We start from the raw sequence: 23,948 nt of genomic DNA on the forward strand, positions 1-23,948 counted from the left end.
GTATTAGCCGGTTTAGACTGTTGACAAATAAACTGTCAACAGTCTTTTTCGTATCAGACGTTAAGTTGTACGGCTTAACGCGATGTACACGATACATCGCGCGTTCTCTACTACATGTGAGAACGACGCCATTCGTACAACAACGTCTGATACGATAATAACACTTACCAATTCAAATTGATGTACTTAAATCATCATAGTCGGAAAATGTACCGTAATGTAACGTAAATGCACTAGAAATGAACATTTTCCGTACTTTGCACAATATAAACTAATGAAATGCACTGTACACTGGCTACTCTTATATTGCGCAAAGTTATCCTACACCAACGTACCTGCAAAGTCACTTGGTGCTTTATAGGTAAAGGATAAGGTGTGTTTTCTATCCACTGCTCTAAACGTTTTTTCTTGGTGACTGAATGCCTTACCTGTTGCTTTATCATATTGTGTCGATACAACTTTATAATCTCTTCCTTTGATTAATCTATCAAGGTTGACTTTTTCAATTTGGTTCTCGTGAGCATATACTGCTTTACCACCTTGTTCTGCGGTTGCTTGTGACGTTATTGCCGTTGTTGGCTCGTTTGTAAACGTCATGGTAAATTCTTGTCCCGGTTGTAAACGATGTTCTTTTGATACTCGTTTATTGAGATAACCATTCGCTACCTTTGTTTCTTTTACAATATAATCGACATTTGCTGGTAAATCTCTAAATATAATCACACCACTCTTATCCGTCTTTTGTCGTGATAATTCTCGCCCTGTCGCTTTATTCACAATCGCAAATTCTACACCTTCAATAGCACTACCGTCTAACTCCGATGTTTTATGGATTCGGATAATGCCGTTTTTAATTGCCGTTAAGTTTACAAATGTACTTTGTGGGTCACTTAACTTAAATGAACCAACTGTTTGACTACCTGCCTTACGGAAAATAATAGACGCCCCGTGAATACGGTTATCTCTAAATTGTGAAAAGGTAAATCGCCCATCTGCCGCGTTCGGTGTTGCCGTAATGGTTAGTTGATTGCCGTTACGCACAAATTTATACCCACCGTTTTCGGCTGGTACAAAGAGATTTTGAATGACATTATAATTATCTGTTAACGTGATACTCTCCCCTACTTTTAGCGTATGTGATTGTCCGTCAAAAGATGCGTTATTTTTAAAGTTATTTACTTTATTCAACACATTCGCTTTCCACGATTGGTATTCTCCCATTGATAACGTCCCTGAAAAACTTGTGGCACGTGCGCCTGTTGTTTCCCATACCAACGCTTGTGTATAGCTATAATTCTTATCGGTCGGATTCTGTTTATACCCAAAATATGTAATATGATTCAAGCGGTTAAGTGTATCTCTGCTAATTTGTACATTTGCATTAACATACTCGTTAGCATTAAATTCCCTACCAACATACGCACCCGCAATCGCTTCTACGGCTGGCTCTAAACAAAACACCGCTTCACCATTTACACGTAATACCATATACTGTTCCCACGTATTTCCAGACGGCCCGCTAAAACGCATCTCCCCACTTTCTGATGATGGGTTTAGTGTCAATGTTCCATTAACGGCGTGAACTGGTGTTGTTACGCCTAATAAAATAGCCATCCCCGTAAAAAGAGTGGCTAACCATTTGAATATTTTCATTTCATACCTCAGTTTCTTTTTATTTTTTTTCTCTAACCAAAAGAAAAAATTCCTATCTCTCGGTCTTATTGTTGTCAATTCCATTTTTTCTATTCCCCTTTCCATAATAAAAAGGCTATCTCTAAAGATAACCTTACTCTTTATATCCAAAATGAACCGTATATTTTGTTTCGTAATCTTCATAAACAACAGGTAATACGGAATATTGGCGTATATTACCTACCAACAAATTCTTGTTACCCCATTCATCCGCTTCATCATGTGTATCAAACAATCGCCCACTATTACCAATACCACCCATAATAATCTTTTTCTCTTTTTTAGGTGCTGGCTTTGGTGCAGGTTTTTGTGTCGTTGTAACAGGTGCTTGCGTTGTCGCTTGTGTTGTTTGTGCAGGTTGTGGTTTCGGTGTACTTACCTTTGGTGCTGGTTGCTCGTCTTTCACTACCGCTGGTTTTTCCACTCGTGGTTGTGGTGTATTTACCTGTGGTGTACTCCCGTTCGATTCGTTTACATTTTGTGTAGTCGCTGACGCTTCATTTACCTTTGGTGTATTGGCTGATTCTGCTTTTTTCTTTTCGTCTACCTTTGCGATAACTTTCTCTTTATAGGCATTTACTTTTTCCGTTAGTTTTGCCTTTACACCCTCATCTGTTATCTCGGCTAATTTTCTCTCTAACTCTTGTACATTTGTTTCCGCTGCCGGCTCAATCAATAATTGACTTTCTATCGCTTTAATCGCACTCTCGCTTTTATTTTCGACTTTATTTGTCGCCACCGATTCATTTTTAGCGATTGTGTTACTCGGTTGATTGAGTAGCACTAAAGTAGCACCACAAGCCAATACGGTCGTGATCATTACTCCAATAATCACTTTTTTACGCTTATTTTCTGACATGATAGTCTCCTTTATCTATTGTTGACAATACGCATACGAACTGTGGCCACTTTTGTGTCCACAGTCTAACACAACAGGCCAATACGTCGTATTAGCCTGTTCTGGTTTTGATTTCTTATTTCATCAACGCATCAATGCTTGTTTTGATAGCATTTAATTTTTCATTAGCTTTTTGTTGTGTTGTATCATTGACACCAATGTAAAATTTAATTTTTGGTTCTGTTCCACTTGGACGAATTGCGACCCAACTGCCATCTGCTAAAATATATTTTAAAACATCTGATGCTGGGAATTGTAATTCTGTTGACTGACCTTGTGCATCGAATGCTAATTGTTGTTTAAAGTCTTGCGTTTGCGTAACGTTGATACCACCAAATTGTGTTAATGCATCTTGTCTAAATTGAGACATTAACGCTTTAATTTTAGCAACACCTTCAATACCAGATAACGTTACGGAAATGGTTTCTTCAATAAAGTAACCAAATTGTGCGTACAATTCTTGCAAGCCATCATACATGGTTTTACCTTGTTTTTTATAGAATGCTGCTACTTCAGCTAACAAGACAAGTGCTTGAATGGCATCTTTATCACGTGCAAATGATTTAATTAAATAGCCATAACTTTCTTCAAACCCGAATAAAAATGTTTTTGAATGGTCATTTTCATATTGTTTAATTTTATCGGCAATAAATTTAAAGCCTGTTAAGACATTTACCATTTCAACGTTGTAATGTTGCGCGATAGCTGTTGGTAATTCACTTGAAACAATTGATTTTGCCACTACAGCGTTAGTTGGTAGTGTACCCGCTTGTTGATGTGCCGCTAATAAATAATTGATCATTAACGCCGCAATTTGATTTCCTGTAATGACTTGATATTCTCCGTTTGGCAATAATACGGCTGCACCTAGTCGATCGGCATCGGGATCACTTGCCACAAGCACATCTGCACCAACTTTCTTACCTAATTTGATAGCTAAATCAAACGCTTTAGGATCTTCTGGGTTAGGTGATTTAACAGTTGAAAACTCACTATCGGCAATTGCTTGTTCTTCGACTAAATAAACACGTTCAAAACCTGCTTGTTTTAAAGCACGTTCACCTAACATTTTACCCGCGCCGTGTAAAGCGGTATACACTAAAGTCATTTTGTCTGCCATCTCATGCACTAAATCGGTATCAACGGTAACCGATTTAATATTTTCTAAATAGACACTATCGACATCTTCACCTTTTACGTGACATAGACCACTTTCTTTAAGCGCTTCATCACTCATGACATCAAGTGTTAATGGATTATCAATTGCACGAATAAATTGAGTTAATTTATCTGCATCTTCAGGAGGCATTTGCCCGCCATCTTCGCCATACACTTTGTAGCCGTTATATTCAGCAGGATTGTGACTTGCCGTAATCATAATACCTGAAAAAGCATTTAAATGACGTACAGCAAACGATAATTCAGGTGTCGGTCTTAAATCTTCAAAGACATATGACGTAATACCATGAGTTGCCAATACTTTTGCAGCTTCAAATGCAAATTCTTGTGATTGACGGCGTGAATCATAGGCAATTGCCACTCCACGTTTTTTTGCTTGTGTGCCATAGGTTTCAATTAACTGCGCTAAACCTTCAGTTGCTTGACGCACAGTATAAATATTCATACGATTGATTCCTGCTCCTAGCACACCACGCATCCCCGCTGTACCAAAACTTAACGGTTCAAAAAATGCGTCTTTAGCTTGTGCTTCGTCATACATTTTCAACTGTTCTTTTAAAGCACTTTCTAAATTTTCATGATGTAGCCACATTTCATAACTTTCTTGCCATGTCATATTTTTATAATCTCCTTTATTTTAGCTCAATTAATCTCGGTTCAACGAGTATGTTTGCTGCAATGGATACACTTAGTGTGATTTCTTTTTCGTTCGCTTGTAATACAATGGTTTGTGCATAATGATGAATACTTTTTACAACCACAACGTCTCCAATTGCCAAGCCGATTTCTGCCATGTAATTAAATAAACGCTCATCGCCGTAAAAACGTGTAATTTCATATACCCCTTTTTCGCTAGTTACGTTAAGTGGAATAATCGTTTCTTGTAAAATCTCATCTTTTTTAGGGATAATACTACCATGCGGACAATGTGTTGGATAATTTAAGAAAGCATCTAATCGTTCCACAAAATAATCCGATACCACATGCTCCAAAATTTCAGCTTCTGTATGCACTTGTGTTAGCTCATATTTCAAATGATTTAATAGCAACACTTCAATTAAGCGATGTTTACGAATTAAATTTGAGACAACTTTTAATCCGGCGGTAGTTAATTGAAACCCGTTTTCTGTTGTTTTTGTAATTAAGTCCGTATGCAACAATTTTTTGAACATCTCTGTAACCGCTGGCGCAGAAACACCCATCACCTGTGCTACACGTTTATTGTTGACTTTTTGTTTTTGTATACTTAATTCATATATACATTTTAAATAATCTTCTTTATTCGGTGTCATCACTACCTCCTTTTAAGCTACCTTAATTTTATCGTTTTTCATCTAGACGGTCAACCGTTTATAGACAGATGAAGCACTGAATGTGACGCGTTTTTTCGCCTATTATTCGTCATGTGGTGTCATGGCATACGATAAAGATGGCGCATGGTACACCTAAAAGCAACTCCACTAATACAAGCAGTTCGTCTATTTACAACAGATGGCATTGTCAATCGTCTGTCATCTCATTTTTTAGTAGAGATAATTGTAACTTTTAAAATAACTCACCCGTCATCGTGCATACAATTGACTCAAAATAATTCTTCATAAAATGCAACATCCAACATATTTTTCAAATGTCAAAAACATGTTGGATGTTTATTTATATATCAACACATATGTACTGTTATTCACCGTAATACGCTTGGTAAATGGAATACGCTACACGATGCGCATTCATTGGAATAACTTGCTTGTCTAATAAATTCGGCACAACAACGGTAACGGAAATTTCTGGGTTATCTTGTGGTGCGAATGAAGCAAATGTCGTTGTATTGACCGGCATACCTTTAGCACGTTGTAACTGCCCATTATAAAACGTTTCAGCCGTTCCGGTTTTACCAAGAACACTAATTCTATAATTGTTAAATGGCAAGAAATACACGTGCGTTACACCGTATAATCCGTTATAAACACGTTGCAACTGCTCTTTAGTAATTTCAACTTGATTGAGCAATTTAGGTGTCATATCCGTCACTAACTGCCCGTTAGGATTTTGAATATCGGCAACCGTTCTAATGGAATCCACCAATCGTGGCGCAAATCTAAATCCACCATTTCCTAACGTATTCATATATTGAGAAAGTTGTAACGTCGTAAAGTTATCAAACTGTCCAAAAGAGTTCATTAAAATTTCAGATGGCGAAAACGTATCGGGAGCATATCCTTTATTTTCATAAGGCAAATCAATTCCAGTATACGCACCTAATCCAAAGGAAGCAAATGTTTTACGTAATTTAGTTTGTGCATCCATATCGATATTTAATCGATCGCCTTCACGATACTCTTGACCCCCAAGTCGCATAGCTAACTTCACCATATAAACGTTGGATGATTGGGTTAATGCCATTTCATCGGTTAATGATACACGTCCTGTTCGATTAAACAGTGATGAAATGGTTGTTTTACCGTTATCAAACGTAATTGGTGCATCCACTAACACATTATTATCAACGGAAATAGCACCATTTTGATACCCTGAAATAACGGTTGCTGGTTTAACAACAGACCCCATCGTGTAGTTAGATAAAAATGTACCTAACGTATTATCTTCAATGTGCGAACGATCATATCGATCGGTATCTGCATTATAGGCAAATCGCTTCCCACTAATTGCCAATATCGCACCCGTTTTAACTTCTTGTACAACGGCGTACACACCGTCATTGACAAGTTCATCATCATCGGGTGTCTTTGCCAAATAATTGGTTAAAATATTATCGAGTTTTTTCTGCAATTCACTATCAATGGTTAAATAAATGTTGTCCCCCGCTTTACCTTCGTAATCAACGTTTGTGGAAACCACTTGAGAATCAGCATTTAACACGGTAGAGGTTACTTTTGGTGTTCCCCTTAACACACTATCATATTGCTGTTCTAAATAACTTGTCCCAACACGTGAATTTTGTTGGTACCCTTGCGCCAACAATTGATTTAACTGTTCACTAGGCAAACCTGCTTTTTGTGAGGACACATTTCCTAAAAGCGAACGCAATAAATCGCCTTGCGGGTAAACACGCTCCCAATCACTACCAACAGAAATACCTGAATTGGCATCTAAACCTTCGGTAACTGCGGCAATCTCAGTATCGGTAACACCACGACTTTTCAACGATATGGTACCAAGATACGATACCGCATTCATTTGATTGTAAATGGTTGCTACCTCTTTTTCGAAATTATCATAAGCAATTTCAGTATCGGTAACGGTGTTCATTTGTGCTTGTACTAAATCTGCACCCGTTAATTTCGTTTCGCCGACTCTACGACTAATTTCATCTGAATGTGTGGCGATAAAATAAATTTTTAATTGTTCTGGTGTTACTTGATCGATAGGCACATCAATTAAATTAGCAACCTGTTTAGCTAACGTTAACATATCTTCTGTTTTTGTTTGAAAACGGGTATAGTCAATCGTCTTGTACGATTCATTTCCAACTAATAAAACACCATTTTTATCAAAAATTTGTCCACGTGTCGCGTCTGATTTGACACGAATGGCACTGGTTTGACTTAATACGGTGTCGTACTTTGTTTTTTGGTTAAATTGTAAATCTACCAAGCGATACACTAATGCGCCGAATAAAATGACCACTACAGAAAATAAAATATTTAATCGCAAAGGAATATGCGATTTTCGACGTTTTTTAATCATGTCGCTCTCCTTACTATATCCATAAGTCGTATTATACCAAATTTGAAACAAAATAGCATCGCTTCAGTCGCTTTTTTAAGAAAAACATTTTATAATGAGTAAGCATTATGGAGGTAGGAAATGAGTTTTGACGGATTTTATACAGCACGCATGGTGAGCGAATTATCACAAGTTCTTATAAACGGTCGTATCACAAAAATACACCACCCCATCGAAGAAGAACTTGTATTTAGTTTTCGCTCCAACGGCAAAAATTATAAATTATTATTTAATATTTCGGCACAGTCTCATCGTGTACAACTCACAAACGCACCATTTACAAACCCGGATACCCCTTCAAATTTTTGTATGGTGCTACGCAAACATTTAGAAGGTTCTAAATTGATTGCCATTCAACAAATTGAATTAGATCGGATAATCACCTTTATTTTACAAGGCAGTGACGATATTGGAGACGATAAATTTTATCATTTAACCATCGAATTGATGGGTAAACATAGTAATGTCTTTTTAATTCAACCGGACACTAATGTGATTATTGAATGCATGAAACACATTCCGCTTTACAAAAATTCGCACCGTACCATATTGCCAAACGCGCAATATGTCCTACCGCCACAACAACACAAAAAAAATCCTTATCTAGCTACGGTACACGAATTAACGCAATTATTGGGTGATTCCCCGTCACCAAAGCACGTGCAAAATTGCCTACAAGGCTTTTCAATGCCGACCATCACTCAAATTTTTGAATTTCAAGCATTGCAAAACTGTACATTACCCCAAGCAATTATAGACTATTGCAAATTGCCGACGATGCCCTATACAAATAGCGATACATTTTATGCAGTTGATATAACGTCAACCATGAGCACGTACGCGTCATTAAGCGAACAACTCGATCATTACTACGAAAAAAAATCGACAAATGACCGTATTCGTTCACTCACGCATGCCATTTATCAGCGATTACAAGCCATTGTCACACGCAATGAAAAGAAAATCGAAAAAATGAATGAAGATATGCGCATGGCACAAAATAGTGATGCGTTGCGCATTAAAGGTGAGTTATTAACGGCGAATAGTTATCAAATTGAACGGGGTATGCTTGAAGTGACGTTGGACAATTTCTATGATGATTATAAGCCGATTACCATTGCGCTCAAACCTGAAAAAAACGCGACACAAAATGCGAAAGACTATTTTAAAAAATATCAAAAACTCAAACTCTCTTTACAACATTTAACCGCTCAACTAGAGCAAGCGACACAAGAAAATGCTTATTTAGAAAGTGTGCTTGTGCAATTACAGTTTGCGACGTTATCGGATATTGAAGCCATTCGATCGGAATTAGTCAGTTCCGGTTATATTAAAGAAAAGAAAGCGCAACGAAAAAATGTCGTTTCAAAATTAGGACCGCTTCGTTTTACAAGTGATGACGGTACATTAATTTTAGTTGGTCGAAATAACGTCCAAAACGACCAATTAACACTAAAGCAGTCGCCAAAAGATTTTATTTGGTTACACGCAAAAGATATTCCCGGTTCACACGTCATTATACAAAGTAGCTCGCCAACAGATGAGACGTTGCAATTCGGTGCAGAACTAGCAGCCTATTTTTCAAAATTTAAATTATCAAATAATGTGCCTGTCGATTATGTCGCTATTAAACACATTAAAAAGCCAAACGGTGCAAAACCCGGCTTTGTCATTTACAATAATCAAAAAACAGTAACTGCTACGCCAAACGAAGAAAAAATTGATGCTTGCCGTCTAGTTGAATAATTGATTATTTTACGTTAAACTAATAATGCTTGAATAAAGGAGAACACTATGGCTAAGAAAAAACAAAAAAAATCAACAATGCAAAGAATCACCATTATTGGTACGCTAATGGCATTAAGCGTGTTATTGTTAGGTGTATTTATGCAACTCTTTAGTGTATTACGCTTTTTTGGATAAATTAAAACGGCTCGATAACTTTTCGAGCCGTTTTTTAATGTTTTAAATACTCTAGTGTATTTTTTTTATCTTGGTGTAACTGATCCATTAATCCATCAATACCATCAAATTTTAATTCTCCGCGCAAATAGTCTAACCACTCCACTTTAACGCGTTCGCCATAAATATCTTGATTAAAATCAAAAATATTGACTTCAACCGTAATCGGTCGGTTTGCTTCAAACGTAATATTGCGCCCAATTGACGCCATACCGTCATACCATTTACCGCCGACATACAATCGCACAACATATACCCCAATTGCCAGTAACATTTGCTTGGCGTCTACTTTCACATTAGCTGTTGGATAACCAATTGTCCGCCCACGCGCATCTCCATGCACAACAACACCACTCATCGTGTAACAACGTCCTAGCAATTGATTGGCTAATTCGATTTGACCTGTTGATAACGCATGACGAATACGTGTTGAACTGATTTTTTCACCCGCTAAATCTTCTTTTTCAACAACGACGACATCAATATCTTGTTGTCGTGTCGCAAAGTCGTTTAAACTGCCTAACGCTTTATGCCCATAGCGATAATCAAAACCGGATACAACCGTTTTAGCATTTAATCCACGAATATACAACGCTTCAAATTGTTCTGGTGTTAATTTTGAAAACTCCGACGTAAACTCAACGATATAAAAAATATCGACACCTAAATGCGATAATAACGCTTCTTTTTCTTGTCGCAACGTTAAATACGACACATCATCTGATTTTTTAAAGACAACAGATGGATGTTGATTAAAACTCATGACGGCAAGCGCTAATTTTTTTTCAAGGGCAATTTTTTTCGCCGTTTCAATTACTTTTTGATGCCCTAAATGAATCCCGTCAAAAAAACCAAGCGCTAACACACACGCGCGAGAATCAATCGCTTCTTTGACATAGGGATACCCGATTTCAATTACTTTCATTCTACATTTCCTAACAACATTTTTTTCGGTTTCATCATCCCTTTTTTATAAGGATGCTGTTCGTACAACGCCACTATTTTTGTGTCATACACCACAAACACTTTATCGTGTGGTGTAAAAGCTTCAACAACCGCTCCATTTTTGATTTTTTCCCATAACGTATCGTCAATCGTGACACGCGGATAATCGACAAACGCCTCTTCAATGGGTTTTAAAATGGAAGCTTTTTGGCTATCCGTCATACGTTCTAACGCTTGCAATGTAACGGTATGTTCTTTTTGAAAACCTGCACTTAATGTACGCGTAAGCTGACTCATATGCGCTGGAAACCCTAATTTTTCACCTAAATCAACTGCTAACGTACGAACGTACGTGCCTTTTGAACAGCGTACGACAAATTGCCACGATACCGTTCCATTTTCATGTACCACGACATCACTAACGCGTTTAAATTGGTGAATGGTTACAATACGTTCTGGTCGTTCAACGGTTTGATTGGCACGTGCGTATTCATATAATTTTTTACCATTCACTTTTACCGCTGAATACATGGGCGGCACTTGTGTTATCGTGCCTGTCATGCTTTCCATAATCGCATCAATTTCATCTGCGCTAGGCACTGTTTCGATGTGAGCAGACGCCACCACATCCCCCGTCGCATCTTCGGTAGTCGTTGAAAAACCTAATGTGACTTCACCATAATACTCTTTGTCAGAATTCATCATGAACTCAACCATTTTCGTCGCACTGCCAATACAAATCGGTAGCACGCCATCGACTTGTGGATCGAGCGTTCCAGTATGTCCTACTTTTTTCGTTTTTAAAATTTTACGCAACTTAAAGACACAATCGTGACTTGTCATCCCCTTTTCTTTCCACAAGGCTAAAATTCCATTCATGACGTTCCCTCAAATTCTCAAAAGTAGCCTTATTATAACATTTTTTAATTGACAGGACAAAGGAAAATCAAGTATACTATTGGTTGTGTAAAATATGCAGCAAGTATAGAGGAAAACACGTCAACAGTCTTTCGCGCAACTGCGTTTAATTGTGTAACCAGCGGCTGCAACGGTGAAGATTATAAGAAAAACTGCACGTATTCAGTCTATATGCCTACTTATTTTACTCCAAAAAAATAAATTTATTGGAGGATTTCAAAATGTCACGTTATACAGGTCCATCATGGAAACTATCACGTCGTTTAGGGATTTCTTTAACAGAAACTGGTAAAGAATTATCTCGTCGTGCTTACGCACCAGGTCAACACGGTCCAAACAACCGTAAAAAATTATCAGAATATGGTTTACAATTACAAGAAAAACAAAAATTACGCCATATGTACGGAATGAATGAGCGTCAATTCGCGACATTATTCAAAAAAGCTGGTAAAATCCGCGAAGGTAAACACGGTGAAAACTTCATGGTGTTATTAGAGCAACGTTTAGACAACGTTGTATACCGTTTAGGTTTAGCAACTACTCGTCGTCAAGCACGTCAATTAGTTAACCACGGTCATATCACTGTTGACGGCAAACGCGTTGATATTCCATCATACAGCGTATCAGTTGGTCAAGTGATTTCAGTTCGTGAAAAATCAAGAAACGTTGAAATCATCAAAGCTGCTGCTGAAGGTATCTTCGGTCGTCCAGACTACGTAACATTTGATGTTGAATCATTAACAGGTTCATTCACACGTTTACCACGTCGTGAAGAATTATCTGCTGAAATTGACGAAGCATTAGTCGTTGAATACTACAACAAATTAGGCTAGTCCTTTTCAAAAACACCACTGAAAAGTGGTGTTTTTTTATGTTCAACATTAAAAAATCACTATTTTATGACGTGTCATCGCTTACAAATAGTCACTAAAATTTGAAAAGCGTATCAAAAAAAGGCCCCATCCAACCGGATAGGGCTTTTTAAATTTTGGAACCATTCAAAACAACACAGCTCTAAAACACTGAAGAGCAGATTAGATTGTTGAAAGAGGTTTTGGAACCATTCAAAACAACACAGCTCTAAAACATAGACATATTCTCAGTATTTTTATAATCCGTTTTGGAACCATTCAAAACAACACAGCTCTAAAACTTTTGTTCGCTAATATGTTTCAGTGCATAAGTTTTGGAACCACTCAAAACAACACAGCTCTAAAACATTTAGTATCCGGTGAAATGATATAGCCTAGTTTTGGAACCATCCAAAACAACACAGCTCTAAAACTCTTGGTTAGTAACAATAGATGCTGAAGCAGTTTTGGAACCATTCAAAACAACACAGCTCTAAAACTTGCCCATCGTTCATGTTTCGATAATGTACGTTTTGGAACCATTCAAAACAACATAGCTCTAAAACCCGCTTTCAATTTGCATAATCGCCAACAAAGTTTTGGAACCATTCAAAACAACACAACTCTAAAACATCTTTTTCATAACTGCCTGTTTGAATGCGGTTTTGGAACCATTCAAAACAACACAGCTCTAAAACGAACGTGTACGTCGTGGTGATATTGTTGAAGTTCTGGAACCATTCAAAACAACACAGCTCTAAAACTGTCTTAACTCCCTGTCGTCTTTCCCTAACGTTCTGGAACCATTCAAAACAACACAGCTCTAAAACCTCAAATTGTCTTTTCGGTTTATCGTCAAACTGCTCATTCTAGCAAAATTTCAGTTTTGAATGGTCTGTTATTTTGATTATAACACATTCATATGATTAACGTTAAAATAATATAATTCCTCTTATAAAACTACGGTATTTTTCAATTTTTTTATTATATAAATCGCCCAATCTTCAATAAGAATTGTAAAAGATTTTTTTGTGGCTTAATTTATTAGTTTTATTTCCTTTTATTTTTTGTAATAACAACATCATTTTGATTTACCTTTTAAGTTACGATCCTTTAAAAAGAAATACCTTATTACGATACTTATTACCATTAAACCTAATAAACCCTCTAATAATTCTTTTTTATTCGTTTTTTCACGAGTTAAGCTAATCGTGTACTGATTGCCTTTTCGTGTTGTCCACGTTTTTTCCATATCCCCCTCCATCAAAAAACTATTTTACACTTCGTATCATACACTCCATTTAGTCACACGTCAAAAAGCAGTGTCATTTTCTATTAACATTTTTAAACACGTTTTTGCATCACCTTTGAACGCTCTATATTTCCATTTTTAATAAACGTTTACCCACCATACAATTCGTGGTAAAATGTGTTTTGTATTTCAAACTAAAGGAGTTATCATGACACTATTTTTACTCATTGCTTTCGGCTATTTTATGGGGTCTATTCCAACGGGAATTTGGATTGGCAAGCATTTCCACAACATTGACATCCGTGAGCACGGTAGCGGCAATTCAGGAAGCACAAACGCCTTTCGTGTATTGGGAAAACTTTCTGGAAGTGTTGTTTTAATGATTGATATTTTAAAAGGTTATTTTCCAACCGTATTAGCACTTGTATTATTACCTGACATTTCGCCTTTAATTATCGGTGTAGCCAGCATTATCGGGCATACGTTCCCTATCTTTGCGCAATTCAAAGGTGGTAAAGCCGTCGCAACAACGGCAGGTGTATTATTAGCCATATATCCTTTATTATTTATTATCGGCGTTACACTGTTCTTAATCCTTCTATTTTTTACACGTATTGTTAGCTTATCCAGTATGGTGACGGCTATTATATTAACGATTTTATCTTATATTTTATACAACAACTTATTATTAACGTGTATTTTAAGTGTATTGGCTATTTTCATTATTTACCGTCATCGCACCAATATTATACGCATTAAAAACGGGACTGAAAATAAAGTCCCTTTTGGATGGGGTTATAAACGTTAATCCTTTAATTCATACTATTTTATAAACGTTTAGGGCGATGGTGAATACCATCGCCCCTAAAACTATTATTTATCACTTTTTTTATTCCAAACAATCACCACAATAAATACCACTAACAAAACTAATGAAATCATTGTTCTACTGTCCATATGTTTCTCCTTTTAACCATCACATTTACGATGTCACTCTAATATTCTTTTTCTAAATAAGCATACAGTTTTTCTAATTGCTGCTGCATATTGTGTGAACCTAAATCATAAATGTCTTGAATTTTTTGTTTGCTTTTTTCCAAACGTCCAATCGTAATGTTTTCCGTTGGGCGAATCACAAATACTTTGCCCTCTTCTTCCAATTTCACTATTTTTTCAACAGTCGCATTATAAAGCTCATGACGATTGGCAATCGTTTCAACTAGTTTAGGGTATCGACGATACAACAATTGATATACCCACTTAATAACCTTTTTCTTGCGATAATCTTTAGGTCGCGTCAATACAATAATGATTTTATCAAATGATTGTTCTTGCATAAAATCAATAGGAATACTGTCCGCCATACCACCATCTAAATAAAATTTTCCATCAATCTCTACGAGTTTTGACACAATTGGCAAAGCTGAGGCAGCACGCAACACTTCCATTTGCTGGAATACATCGGAAACCATGACAAATTCAGCTTGCCCCGTTTCGACATTCGTAATTGGCACATGTACCGGAATATTTGACGATTTATACGTCTCGTTATCAAACGGATCTAATGTAAATGGCACTGTATAATACGTAAATTCTTTATTCACCATATTACCCGTTGTCAAAAAACTATGCCATCCCATATAACGCTTATCCAACAAATAGTTTAAATTATACCGTAAGGCACGTCCTTTTTGTTTAGATAAATAATTCACACCAAATAAGGCACCGGCTGATACACACACCATACCGTCCACTGTGATGTCGTGTTCCATTAACACATCTAATACACCAGCAGTGTACATGCCACGCATGCCACCGCCCTCTAATAATAACCCTACTTTAGTCATTATGCTTGTGCTGACTCAATGTATGCAACCGCATCGCCAATGGTTTGCAATTTTTCAGCTTGCTCGTCTTCAATCGTACCACCAAACGCCTCTTCAAACGCCATAATCAATTCCACGATTGAAATAGAGGCTGCATGTAAATCTTCTTTAAATCGTGTTTGTGGTGTTAGATTTTCTACTGGTTCATTAAATTGCTCTGCAATGATTGTTGCAACTTGATTAAAAATTACTTCATTCATGTATTATTCCTCACTTTTTTCAAAATGTGCCACTAAATTATCAATGACATGCGATTGTAAAATTGTTCTAATTTGCTTAATGGTGTAAAACACAGCCGTAGCATCCGCACTCCCATGTGTTTTAACGACGGGCGCTTTCAATCCAAACAAGACCGCTCCACCATGTTTTGAATAGTCTAACACATCTTTGATGCCACTTAGCGCATCTTTAACGAGTAGACCGCCGACTTTAGTTTTTACATTGCCGTTTTTAATAGTGTTCTTAATTAGCGAAATTAAAGACATGGCGGTGCCTTCAACCGATTTCAAAACAGCATTTCCCGTAAAACCGTCGGTGACAACAACATCAGCTTGTCCAGATAGCAACTCACGCGCTTCAATATTACCGATAAAATGAATATCTGTACGTTCTTTCAATAATCCATAGACCGTTTTTGTCAATTCGCTACCTTTACTGTCTTCGGTTCCGTTATTTAATAAAGCAACTTTAGGCTGTTCAATCCCTTGTACCGCTTGTGCATAATACGAACCCAATGTCGCAAATTGATTCAAGTTTTCCGGTTTTGAATCCGCATTTGCACCTACGTCCATAAATACAAAACTACGTGTTGGATCATTCAACACCGGTAGCGTCGGCATTAACCCCGGACGATCAATTCCTTTAATGCGTCCGACAATTAATAACCCCGCTGCTAAAAGTGCGCCTGTATTCCCCGCTGAAAAGATAGCATCCGCTTCTTTATTTTTAACCGCTTGCGCGGCTAAAACCATTGATGCATTTTTCTTTTGACGAATGGCTTTTACCGGTTCATCATCACTATTAATTTTTTCGTCCGTATGCACAATTGTTACACGTAAATCATTTGTTAAATATTGTCTAATCTTTGATTCATCACCATATAAGACGTATTCGACATCATCAAACGTTTGTGCTGCTTGCATCACACCTTCAACAATTTCTTTCGGTGCGTAATCGCCACCCATAGCATCGATTGCAATTTTTTTCATTCGGTTTACCTCATATTTTAAACTAGTTCCATTTTATCAAAAAGTCGCTCTTTTAACAAAAGATACTCTTTATTCGTATCGTCTTTTAAAAATAACCGTACATCTTCGATAACTTGTTGCCAAACATTGACATCACGAATCAAATCGGCGCATTTTAACAACGGCATTCCCGATTGTTTCGCGCCAAACGCATCTCCACCACCGCGCATTTCTAAATCTTTTTGACTCAAATAAAAACCGTCATTGCTTTCACACATAATTTTCATACGTTCTTTACCTTGTTGCGTTTTAGGTGAAGCAATCAACACACAATACGATTGATAGCTTCCGCGCCCTACACGACCGCGCAATTGATGCAACTGTGCTAATCCAAACCGTTCAGCGTCGTGAATAATCATCACCGTAGCATTTGGAACATTGACACCAACTTCAATAACTGTTGTAGACACAAGCAATTGAATATTGCCAGCTGAAAAATTATTCATAATGTCTTCTTTTTCTTGCACTTTCATTTTTCCATGTAACAGTGCCATTGTAATTGTCCCCTGATAATAGTCTTGAATGGTGTCGTATAACGCTTGTGCACTTTGTAAATCACTTTCTTGGCTTTCTTCAATGAGCGGTGCAATAAAGTACGCTTGACGCCCTTGCTCAATTTGCTTTTTCGTAAAATCCAATACTTTATCAAAAGATTCCACTTTTGCCCATTTCGTTTGCACGACTTGTCGTCCTTTAGGCAATTCATCAATAATCGACACATCCATTTCACCATACATACTCATTGTTAGCGTACGTGGAATAGGGGTCGCCGTCATATATAGCACATTATTAACGCTCGCCTTATTTTTCAACAATTGGCGTTGCATCACACCAAAACGGTGTTGCTCATCAATAATGACTAGCCCTAAATGTTTAAAATACACATCATTTTGAATTAACGCATGTGTCCCAATAACTAAATCAACGTCACCTTGTTCTAACTGTTGTAAATACACTTTTCTGTCCGCTAGTTTCGTGCTACTCGTTAATAAAACCGTCCGAACGCCTTGCTTATCCAATAACGCTGATAAGGTTTGGAAATGTTGCTGGGCTAATATTTCAGTCGGTACCATTAACGCTACTTGATACCCCGCGTCAATAGCTGCTAAAATGCCAATACTTGCGACAACCGTTTTCCCACTCCCAACATCGCCTTGCAGTAAACGATTCATCGCAAACGGGCTTAACAAATCCCGACAAATATCATTACTCACACGCTTTTGCGCATTCGTCAATTCAAACGGAATTTGCTTGACAAACGCTTTAATGCGTTGATTGTCATACGCGATAGGCATCGTTTCTGTCGTATAGCGCTCTTTTTTTAATTGCGACAATTTAAATTGATACTCAAATAGCTCTTGATAAATCATGCGTTGTTTAGCGATGTGGTGTTCTTGTAACGAATTAGGAAAATGCATTGCACGAATTGCTTGCTTTAATGATATAAAGTTATATTTTTGAAGCAATGTTTTTGGCATTGTTTCCATTATCAAGTCTTCATACTCATCAAGTGCATATTTCACTAATTGAATGATGGTTTGTTGCTTAATGGATTTATTGACGTGATAAACGGCATCAAATGTTTGTGACGTGTTTTTTTCCGGGGTAATTAGCTTCATACCAAGGATAGCTTGTTTTTTTTCTTCCCATTTTCCAAAAACAACGACTTCTTCTCCTTGAACAATACGACTTTTTAAATAATGTTGATTAAAAAAGTACACACCAATAATGTGTTCATCAATCGCCATTTTAAACGATAGTCGATTTTTTTTACCGCCGTAAAAACTGATGACAGGCGTCGTTAAAACAACCCCTTTAAGCGTTACTTTATCTTGATCAATTAATTCGTCCAAATGACGCACGCTCATATCTTCATAACGAAATGGAAAGTGGAATAATAGATCGTTTATCGTCGTAATACCTAAATCTTTCAATGCTTCTAAACGCTTATCCCCTACACCCGGCAATACACGCACACTATCTTGTAAAGATAACATCGTCTACCTCCTACTAAATAAAAAACGCACGATAAATCAACGATCTATCGTGCGACAATATATTACTCTACTGCTATTAAGTAATGATAAACAGGTTGATTTCCACTATAAACATCAAAGTCTACATCACCAAACTCTGCTTCCAATTCACTAACGACTGTCTCAACTTCACCGTCTGGTGCATCTTCACCGACTAAAATTGTAACAATTTCAGTATCTGTCGAAATCATTTGTTGTAAAGTTTTCAATAAGGCTTGAGCACGATCCGCATGAGATAATACAATTTTACCATTAATTAATCCCATAAAGTCATCATTTTTAATATCAATACCATCAATTTGTGTATCTCTTACAGCGTTTGTAATTGACCCACTCGTTACGTTAGCTAAAGCTTGTGTCATTGCTTCAGCGTTTTCTTCCAATGTATTGATTTCACTGAAAGCTAGCATCGCTGTCATACCTTGTGGAATCGTTGTTGATGGTACCACTTTTGTTGGTACTTCGGATACAAGCGCAGCTTGTTCCGCTGCCATTTGAATATTTTTATTATTTGGTAAAACAATCACTTGTTCAGCATTTGCTTGTTTAATAGCATCTAAAATGTCTTGTGTACTAGGGTTCATTGTTTGACCACCATTAATGATCACCGTAACGCCCATGTCTTCAAATAACGTTTGAACACCATCACCAGCTGCAATGGCAACAATTCCAAATGGTACTTTTTCAGCAGGTGCTGCTTCTTTTTTATGACGAATCACTTCTTCATTTTGAAGACGCATATTGTCCACTTTGATTTTCATTAACGAACCAAATTTTTGTCCGTAATTCATGACTTCTCCGGGACGTTCTGTATGCACGTGTACTTTAATGATTTCATCGTCTGCAACAACTAATAGTGAATCACCTAATCCATCTAAATAATTACGGAATGTATCGTAATCAAATTCATCGGTAACGGTTTCACCATCACCAATTTTCACCATAATTTCGGTACAGTATCCAAATGTAATGTCGCCTTCAAAAACGTGCGCTTCTTTTCCATAATCATTACGGAATGTCTCACTAATTAATTTGTCATTTTTATTAGATGCTAATTGTACGGGAACAGCTTCGCCTGTCAATGATTCTAGGAAACCTTGATAGACAAACATTAACCCTTGTCCACCGCTATCTACCACACCAACTTCTTTTAAAACGGGTAGTAAATCGGGTGTGCTTTCTAACGCAACTTGTCCGCCGTCGATAATTGCACGCATGACTTCGATAATGTCTTTTGATGATTTAGCTTTCACTTGACCAGCTTCGGCAGCTAAGCGAGCAACGGTTAAAATCGTTCCTTCAACTGGCTTCATAACGGCTTTATACGCAATTTCAACACCGTGTGTAAAACCATCCGCAAATTGTTGTGCGTTTAACGTATCGAATGATTCAACGGCTTTTGAAAAACCACGGAATAACTGTGATAAAATAACACCTGAATTACCACGAGCTCCCATTAATAATCCTTTGGCTAAATCAACTGCCAATTCACCAACTGTGTTGGCTGTCGAAGACTCTACACGCTGTGCACCTGATGTAAACGACATATTCATATTTGTTCCTGTATCTCCATCGGGAACAGGGAACACATTTAACGAATTCACATATTCTGCTTGCTCATCCAGACGCGCCGCGCCTACTTGAACCATCTCTCTAAACGACTGTGCGTTTAATTGTTCTATACTCACGAATTTATTTCCTCCTAGTCTTCAACCACACGTACACCTTGTACATACACGTTGACTGAATCGACAACAATACCTAATAAATGTTTTAAATCATAAGAAACACGCTGTTGTACATTTCGACAAATTTCTGAAATTTTTGTGCCATAGTTTACGAAAATATACACATCAACTACGACTGAATGATCTTTTTGTGTTACCACAACACCACGTGAATAATTTTCTTTATTTAAAATAGCATTTAGATTATCTTTTATTTGATTTTTACTTGCCATACCGACAACACCATAATTATCAGTAACTGTTGTACCAACAACTGTGGCAATCACATCTGTTTTAAAGTCGATTGACCCATCTTGTGTTTGAATTTGAATTGACATGAACAACTTTCCTCCTAAAATGCAGATTACATACACATTCATTGTATCATAACTTTACATATATTAGAAGCAAGTTCATACAAGATAGCATTGTATCAAGGTTATTTTAAATTTTCAACAAAAATTATTTTGTAATTCAAAATATTTTTCCGAAAATAACTGCACCAGCATATAAATTCATAAATATAATTCATTTTTTGATTCGCTAATTCTTGAAGATACTATTGTGCTACGTTTTGTATTGATGGTGCATACTGATTCAATCGTTTTAAATCGGCAGAAGTCACCGGATGACCACTCGTCTTGTTTGTATTTGCTTAAACTTTGTGCTAAAGTGTAATAAAGGATAGGATGACGTCGGGTGACTGGTAACAGTTTGCTCAAAGGAGTCAACTACTGACTCAGGTTTGATACTGCCTTCAGCACTTTGCTGTAAATAATCCGTGCCAACACTGGTCCTATCATTGATTTGCTCCTGAATGATTTCAGGAGCTTTTTAAATTTTTTCTGACATTTCTTCCCTCTTTTCTATTTTTTTGTTTTCTCTATAAAGTACATCATTTCAATCGATTTTCGACAAATTTTTATCGCTTTCTAGTCAATGCGATTTAATCTGTAGTATCTTCTATCTTTTATCTGTTGTTTTTAACTGGTTTGCATACATCACTTTAAAAAATAGCGTACACAAACAATGTCCTATTTACATCACTTTAAGTCCTACGCTTCAACTGCTAATACAAAAAGACTGTTGACACTTTAATTGGTCAACAGTCGAAACGTATAGAAATACTGATATGATTTTTATAAATTGTTACTTTTAGGTATCCACAATGTGACGGCAGTATATTGATTTTCTTGTGAATCAATTTCCATTGTATACGCTTGTCCATAATATAATTTTAAGCGTTCATCAACATTATGTAAACCAACACCTCCTAGACGTTTATGTGATGTCACATCTTTTGTTTGTTGTCTTATTCCCCGTCCATTATCTTGAATAGTAATGCCGTAATGCGTAGCATTTTCTGTCATAAAGACACGAACCATGCCTTTTCGATCTAACCCTTTAATCCCGTGATAAATGGCATTTTCAACAATTGGTTGTAAAATCAAACGCGGCACTTGTATCTCTTTAGCCTGTTCTAAAAGCGTGATGTCGTATTCCAATTGATCCTCGTATCGTTGTTTTTGAATGAATAAGTATTGTTTAATATGGTCAAATTCATTTTCTAACGTCATCAATTCATGACCACCATTTAAAGATAGTCTAAAAAATTGTGCCAATGCTTTTGTCATATCGACAACTTTTTGCCCATCATTAAATTCCGCCATCCAAATAATTGTATCTAACGTATTATACAAGAAATGCGGATTAATTTGACTCGTTAACGCCTGTAATTCAAATGATCGAACATCTCTTTCTTTCTCTTTAATATTTTCCAACAGACGATTAATTTCATCTAGCATACGGTTAAAATATAGCGATAAATCTTGTACTTCTTCGCTTCCTTTAACAAGCGCTCTAGCCGAATAATCTCCATTTTCAATTTGATGCATCGTTTTTTGCAAGTCTTTTAAAGGTCTCGTCCATTTTCTAACGAGCACCAATAAAACACCCCCAACAACGACGAAAATAAAAATTCCGGACAGACTAAACGCCACAAGCAAGTGTAACTGAACATCTTTTAATTCGGATAGCGGTACGGCTGCAACTAATTCCCATGTAGATTGCCCTAGTTTATTTGACTGTGCATACGTATATTGTCCATTCATATAGCCCATTTCAGTCTCTTTAATGTGCATAATTTCGGCTAAATCATGTCGAGTGCCTTCCACTTGATTGGCAGATTGATACAAAATACGATTCATATCATCAACGATAAACAATTCACCATTTTCTTGTAAGTTCAATTGTTTTAAATAAGCATCTAAACTTGTTGAAGACACGTCCATGCGTAAAACACCGATATTTTCCCCTTGGTCATTATGAATATCTTGCGTCATCGAAATGACTTGTGTTTCTTTATTGTCTTGTGTTGTTTTCATGGACGTTAAGACGGCAACACCTTTTTGTTTAATGGCTTGTTTATACCACTCTTCTTCCATCATATTTTTTGATAACGACATATCCATGCTATCTAAATTGGATAACACGCGACCATCTTTCGTAATTAAAATAATGGACAAAATTTGACTATCCGTTTTTAAAAAAGTGTCAATCAGTTCAAGTGAATTTGTTTTATTTTGAGGCGTTTCATTTAAAATATATGATTGAATAGAGGCGTTATTTGATAAAGCAGATGTACTTTGTCTTAACCGTTCCAAGTAAGCGGATAAGTCGTGATTGACACGATCCAATACTTGTTTCGTATTCTTTTCCGTCATTTCAACAATCGTTTGCGACGCCATAACGTAGTAAAAACCACCTAATCCAACAAGAAAGATAACCATCATGGTGAACACATATATGGTTACTTTGTACGCTAATGATTTTCTGTTCATCATTCATTATCTCCTTTTTGAAACTTCTTAGGTGACATTCCCACCACTTGTTTAAAACGAATTGAAAAATAATTCACATCATCATATCCCACTTTTTGTGCCACTTCATAAATTTTTAATTCACTCGACAACAATAAAATTTTAGCGTGCGCTATGCGTTTTTCTGTGACATAATCTTGAAAAGACATTCCAAACTGCTTTTTAATGAGTGAACTGGTATAAGTTGGAGCAAACCCTAATAAACTCGCTAATTTCACCAATGAAAAATCAGGTTCTGCAAAATGTTCGTTGATGATTTGCTGAATTTGATTTTGTTTGGAATCATTCACTTGAGTATCAACTACTTCTAAAAGTGTCTTGTCTTTTTGCTCTTTTTGAATATTTAAAATCACTTTTTTTAAAATGACTTCGACATCCTTTTTAGAAACGGGTTTTACTATATAATCATCTGCTCCCAATTTTAATGCTGCCAATGCATAATCAAAATAATCATACCCTGTTAAAAAGACAACATGTATATTCGGATAATATTCTTTCGTTTTTGTCGCCAATGTAATGCCGTCCATATTAGGCATATTAATATCTGTTAATAAAATATCGACTGATTGCTGCTCTAAAATGGTCAGCGCCTTTTCACCACAATCCGCTTCAAGAACTTTCGTTATGCCAAGCGTGTCGTAATCGACGAGTTGTGTTAATCCTTTTCGAATAAACGACTCATCTTCTACAATTAAAATTGTATACATTTTCCCACCTTCTTTCCTTTATTAT

Annotated in this window: 20 protein-coding genes and 1 CRISPR repeat array; of the genes, 4 read left to right on the plus strand and 16 right to left on the minus strand. The window is 36.7% G+C overall.

What is annotated here, in order from left to right:
* Positions 1 to 321 precede the first annotated feature (321 nt).
* The 5 genes from J7S27_04920 to J7S27_04940 all read right to left on the minus strand — a co-directional run bounded on the left by J7S27_04920 (position 322) and on the right by J7S27_04940 (position 7,474).
* Entirely contained in the window at positions 322 to 1,653 is a 1,332-nt protein-coding gene (locus J7S27_04920; protein ID QTU82641.1) for a Cys-Gln thioester bond-forming surface protein, read from the minus strand.
* 133 nt (positions 1,654 to 1,786) lie between these two features.
* Positions 1,787 to 2,551, minus strand: a complete 765-nt coding sequence (locus J7S27_04925) for a hypothetical protein (protein QTU82642.1) — start codon at positions 2,549 to 2,551, stop codon at positions 1,787 to 1,789.
* 115 nt (positions 2,552 to 2,666) lie between these two features.
* Positions 2,667 to 4,385, minus strand: a complete 1,719-nt coding sequence (locus J7S27_04930) for a phospho-sugar mutase (protein ID QTU82643.1) — start codon at positions 4,383 to 4,385, stop codon at positions 2,667 to 2,669.
* A gap of 16 nt (positions 4,386 to 4,401) precedes the next feature.
* Positions 4,402 to 5,061 carry a metal-dependent transcriptional regulator gene (locus tag J7S27_04935; GenBank protein QTU82644.1) on the minus strand — a complete coding sequence of 220 codons (660 nt, stop codon included), beginning with the start codon at positions 5,059 to 5,061 and terminating at the stop codon, positions 4,402 to 4,404.
* Positions 5,062 to 5,446: 385 nt separating this feature from the next.
* Positions 5,447 to 7,474: a penicillin-binding protein 2 gene (locus tag J7S27_04940; protein ID QTU82645.1), complete on the minus strand. Its 2,028-nt coding sequence runs from the start codon at positions 7,472 to 7,474 to the stop codon at positions 5,447 to 5,449.
* Between the two features lie 120 nt (positions 7,475 to 7,594).
* Between J7S27_04940 and J7S27_04945 the strand changes: the two genes are divergently transcribed.
* Together J7S27_04945 and J7S27_04950 are read left to right on the plus strand one after the other, a co-directional pair.
* Positions 7,595 to 9,259 carry an NFACT family protein gene (locus J7S27_04945; protein QTU82646.1) on the plus strand — a complete coding sequence of 555 codons (1,665 nt, stop codon included), beginning with the start codon at positions 7,595 to 7,597 and terminating at the stop codon, positions 9,257 to 9,259.
* A gap of 48 nt (positions 9,260 to 9,307) precedes the next feature.
* Positions 9,308 to 9,436, plus strand: coding sequence for a DUF4044 domain-containing protein (locus J7S27_04950; GenBank protein ID QTU82647.1), 129 nt, complete (start codon positions 9,308 to 9,310; stop codon positions 9,434 to 9,436).
* A gap of 34 nt (positions 9,437 to 9,470) precedes the next feature.
* Here J7S27_04950 and ribF read toward each other — a convergent pair whose 3' ends face one another.
* Positions 9,471 to 10,400, minus strand: a complete 930-nt coding sequence (gene ribF, locus J7S27_04955; GenBank protein QTU82648.1) for a riboflavin biosynthesis protein RibF — start codon at positions 10,398 to 10,400, stop codon at positions 9,471 to 9,473.
* A complete protein-coding gene (truB, locus tag J7S27_04960; GenBank protein ID QTU82649.1) occupies positions 10,397 to 11,299 on the minus strand; it encodes a tRNA pseudouridine(55) synthase TruB in 903 nt (300 codons plus the stop codon). Before truB ends, ribF begins: the two co-directional genes overlap by 4 nt.
* A gap of 260 nt (positions 11,300 to 11,559) precedes the next feature.
* Here truB and rpsD point away from each other — a divergent pair, with 260 nt between their 5' ends.
* Positions 11,560 to 12,171 (plus strand): 30S ribosomal protein S4, encoded by a 612-nt coding sequence (rpsD, locus tag J7S27_04965; protein QTU82650.1) that lies wholly within the window; start codon positions 11,560 to 11,562, stop codon positions 12,169 to 12,171.
* A gap of 152 nt (positions 12,172 to 12,323) precedes the next feature.
* Positions 12,324 to 13,019: a CRISPR direct-repeat array (repeat unit 36 nt; unit sequence GTTTTGGAACCATTCAAAACAACACAGCTCTAAAAC).
* Positions 13,020 to 13,270: 251 nt separating this feature from the next.
* Here rpsD and J7S27_04970 read toward each other — a convergent pair.
* Positions 13,271 to 13,441 carry a hypothetical protein gene (locus J7S27_04970; protein ID QTU82651.1) on the minus strand — a complete coding sequence of 57 codons (171 nt, stop codon included), beginning with the start codon at positions 13,439 to 13,441 and terminating at the stop codon, positions 13,271 to 13,273.
* A gap of 208 nt (positions 13,442 to 13,649) precedes the next feature.
* Here J7S27_04970 and plsY point away from each other — a divergent pair, with 208 nt between their 5' ends.
* A complete protein-coding gene (gene plsY / locus J7S27_04975) occupies positions 13,650 to 14,249 on the plus strand; it encodes a glycerol-3-phosphate 1-O-acyltransferase PlsY (GenBank protein QTU82652.1) in 600 nt (199 codons plus the stop codon).
* A 187-nt stretch (positions 14,250 to 14,436) separates the two neighbouring features.
* Here the strand turns inward: plsY and J7S27_04980 are convergent, their stop codons facing one another.
* From J7S27_04980 to J7S27_05015, 8 genes are all read right to left on the minus strand, one after another.
* On the minus strand, positions 14,437 to 15,288 hold the full coding sequence (locus J7S27_04980) for a patatin family protein (GenBank protein ID QTU82653.1): 852 nt from the start codon (positions 15,286 to 15,288) through the stop codon (positions 14,437 to 14,439).
* Positions 15,288 to 15,527, minus strand: coding sequence for an acyl carrier protein (acpP, locus tag J7S27_04985; protein QTU82654.1), 240 nt, complete (start codon positions 15,525 to 15,527; stop codon positions 15,288 to 15,290). The genes J7S27_04980 and acpP overlap by 1 nt, the downstream gene beginning before the upstream one ends.
* A 3-nt stretch (positions 15,528 to 15,530) precedes the next feature.
* A complete protein-coding gene (gene plsX / locus J7S27_04990) occupies positions 15,531 to 16,535 on the minus strand; it encodes a phosphate acyltransferase PlsX (GenBank protein QTU82655.1) in 1,005 nt (334 codons plus the stop codon).
* Between the two features lie 17 nt (positions 16,536 to 16,552).
* Positions 16,553 to 18,571, minus strand: coding sequence for an ATP-dependent DNA helicase RecG (recG, locus tag J7S27_04995; GenBank protein QTU82656.1), 2,019 nt, complete (start codon positions 18,569 to 18,571; stop codon positions 16,553 to 16,555).
* A gap of 62 nt (positions 18,572 to 18,633) precedes the next feature.
* The gene (locus J7S27_05000) at positions 18,634 to 20,298 is read right to left on the minus strand and encodes a DAK2 domain-containing protein (protein QTU82657.1); all 1,665 of its coding nucleotides are present in this window, start codon (positions 20,296 to 20,298) and stop codon (positions 18,634 to 18,636) included.
* A 14-nt stretch (positions 20,299 to 20,312) separates the two neighbouring features.
* Positions 20,313 to 20,675 carry an Asp23/Gls24 family envelope stress response protein gene (locus tag J7S27_05005; GenBank protein QTU82658.1) on the minus strand — a complete coding sequence of 121 codons (363 nt, stop codon included), beginning with the start codon at positions 20,673 to 20,675 and terminating at the stop codon, positions 20,313 to 20,315.
* 801 nt (positions 20,676 to 21,476) lie between these two features.
* Positions 21,477 to 23,180: a sensor histidine kinase gene (locus J7S27_05010; GenBank protein ID QTU82659.1), complete on the minus strand. Its 1,704-nt coding sequence runs from the start codon at positions 23,178 to 23,180 to the stop codon at positions 21,477 to 21,479.
* Entirely contained in the window at positions 23,177 to 23,923 is a 747-nt protein-coding gene (locus J7S27_05015) for a response regulator (GenBank protein QTU82660.1), read from the minus strand. Before J7S27_05015 ends, J7S27_05010 begins: the two co-directional genes overlap by 4 nt.
* Positions 23,924 to 23,948 lie beyond the last annotated feature (25 nt).

It is taken from the genome of Carnobacteriaceae bacterium zg-C25 (assembly GCA_017945845.1).
Lineage (GTDB): Bacteria > Bacillota > Bacilli > Lactobacillales > Aerococcaceae > WM01.

Bases quoted from the DNA above. Each gene is read 5' to 3' on its own strand.
- recG (QTU82656.1), bottom strand. From the start codon at position 18,571: ATGTTATCTTTACAAGATAGTGTGCGTGTATTGCCGGGTGTAGGGGAT.
- plsX (QTU82655.1), bottom strand. From the start codon at position 16,535: ATGAAAAAAATTGCAATCGATGCTATGGGTGGCGATTACGCACCGAAA.
- J7S27_04945 (QTU82646.1), top strand. From the start codon at position 7,595: ATGAGTTTTGACGGATTTTATACAGCACGCATGGTGAGCGAATTATCA.
- J7S27_04930 (QTU82643.1), bottom strand. From the start codon at position 4,385: ATGACATGGCAAGAAAGTTATGAAATGTGGCTACATCATGAAAATTTA.
- J7S27_04925 (QTU82642.1), bottom strand. From the start codon at position 2,551: ATGTCAGAAAATAAGCGTAAAAAAGTGATTATTGGAGTAATGATCACG.
- truB (QTU82649.1), bottom strand. From the start codon at position 11,299: ATGAATGGAATTTTAGCCTTGTGGAAAGAAAAGGGGATGACAAGTCAC.
- J7S27_04980 (QTU82653.1), bottom strand. From the start codon at position 15,288: ATGACTAAAGTAGGGTTATTATTAGAGGGCGGTGGCATGCGTGGCATG.
- acpP (QTU82654.1), bottom strand. From the start codon at position 15,527: ATGAATGAAGTAATTTTTAATCAAGTTGCAACAATCATTGCAGAGCAA.
- J7S27_04970 (QTU82651.1), bottom strand. From the start codon at position 13,441: ATGGAAAAAACGTGGACAACACGAAAAGGCAATCAGTACACGATTAGC.
- J7S27_05010 (QTU82659.1), bottom strand. From the start codon at position 23,180: ATGATGAACAGAAAATCATTAGCGTACAAAGTAACCATATATGTGTTC.
- J7S27_04940 (QTU82645.1), bottom strand. From the start codon at position 7,474: ATGATTAAAAAACGTCGAAAATCGCATATTCCTTTGCGATTAAATATT.
- J7S27_05015 (QTU82660.1), bottom strand. From the start codon at position 23,923: ATGTATACAATTTTAATTGTAGAAGATGAGTCGTTTATTCGAAAAGGA.
- ribF (QTU82648.1), bottom strand. From the start codon at position 10,400: ATGAAAGTAATTGAAATCGGGTATCCCTATGTCAAAGAAGCGATTGAT.
- J7S27_04935 (QTU82644.1), bottom strand. From the start codon at position 5,061: ATGACACCGAATAAAGAAGATTATTTAAAATGTATATATGAATTAAGT.
- plsY (QTU82652.1), top strand. From the start codon at position 13,650: ATGACACTATTTTTACTCATTGCTTTCGGCTATTTTATGGGGTCTATT.
- J7S27_04950 (QTU82647.1), top strand. From the start codon at position 9,308: ATGGCTAAGAAAAAACAAAAAAAATCAACAATGCAAAGAATCACCATT.
- J7S27_05005 (QTU82658.1), bottom strand. From the start codon at position 20,675: ATGTCAATTCAAATTCAAACACAAGATGGGTCAATCGACTTTAAAACA.
- rpsD (QTU82650.1), top strand. From the start codon at position 11,560: ATGTCACGTTATACAGGTCCATCATGGAAACTATCACGTCGTTTAGGG.
- J7S27_04920 (QTU82641.1), bottom strand. From the start codon at position 1,653: ATGAAAATATTCAAATGGTTAGCCACTCTTTTTACGGGGATGGCTATT.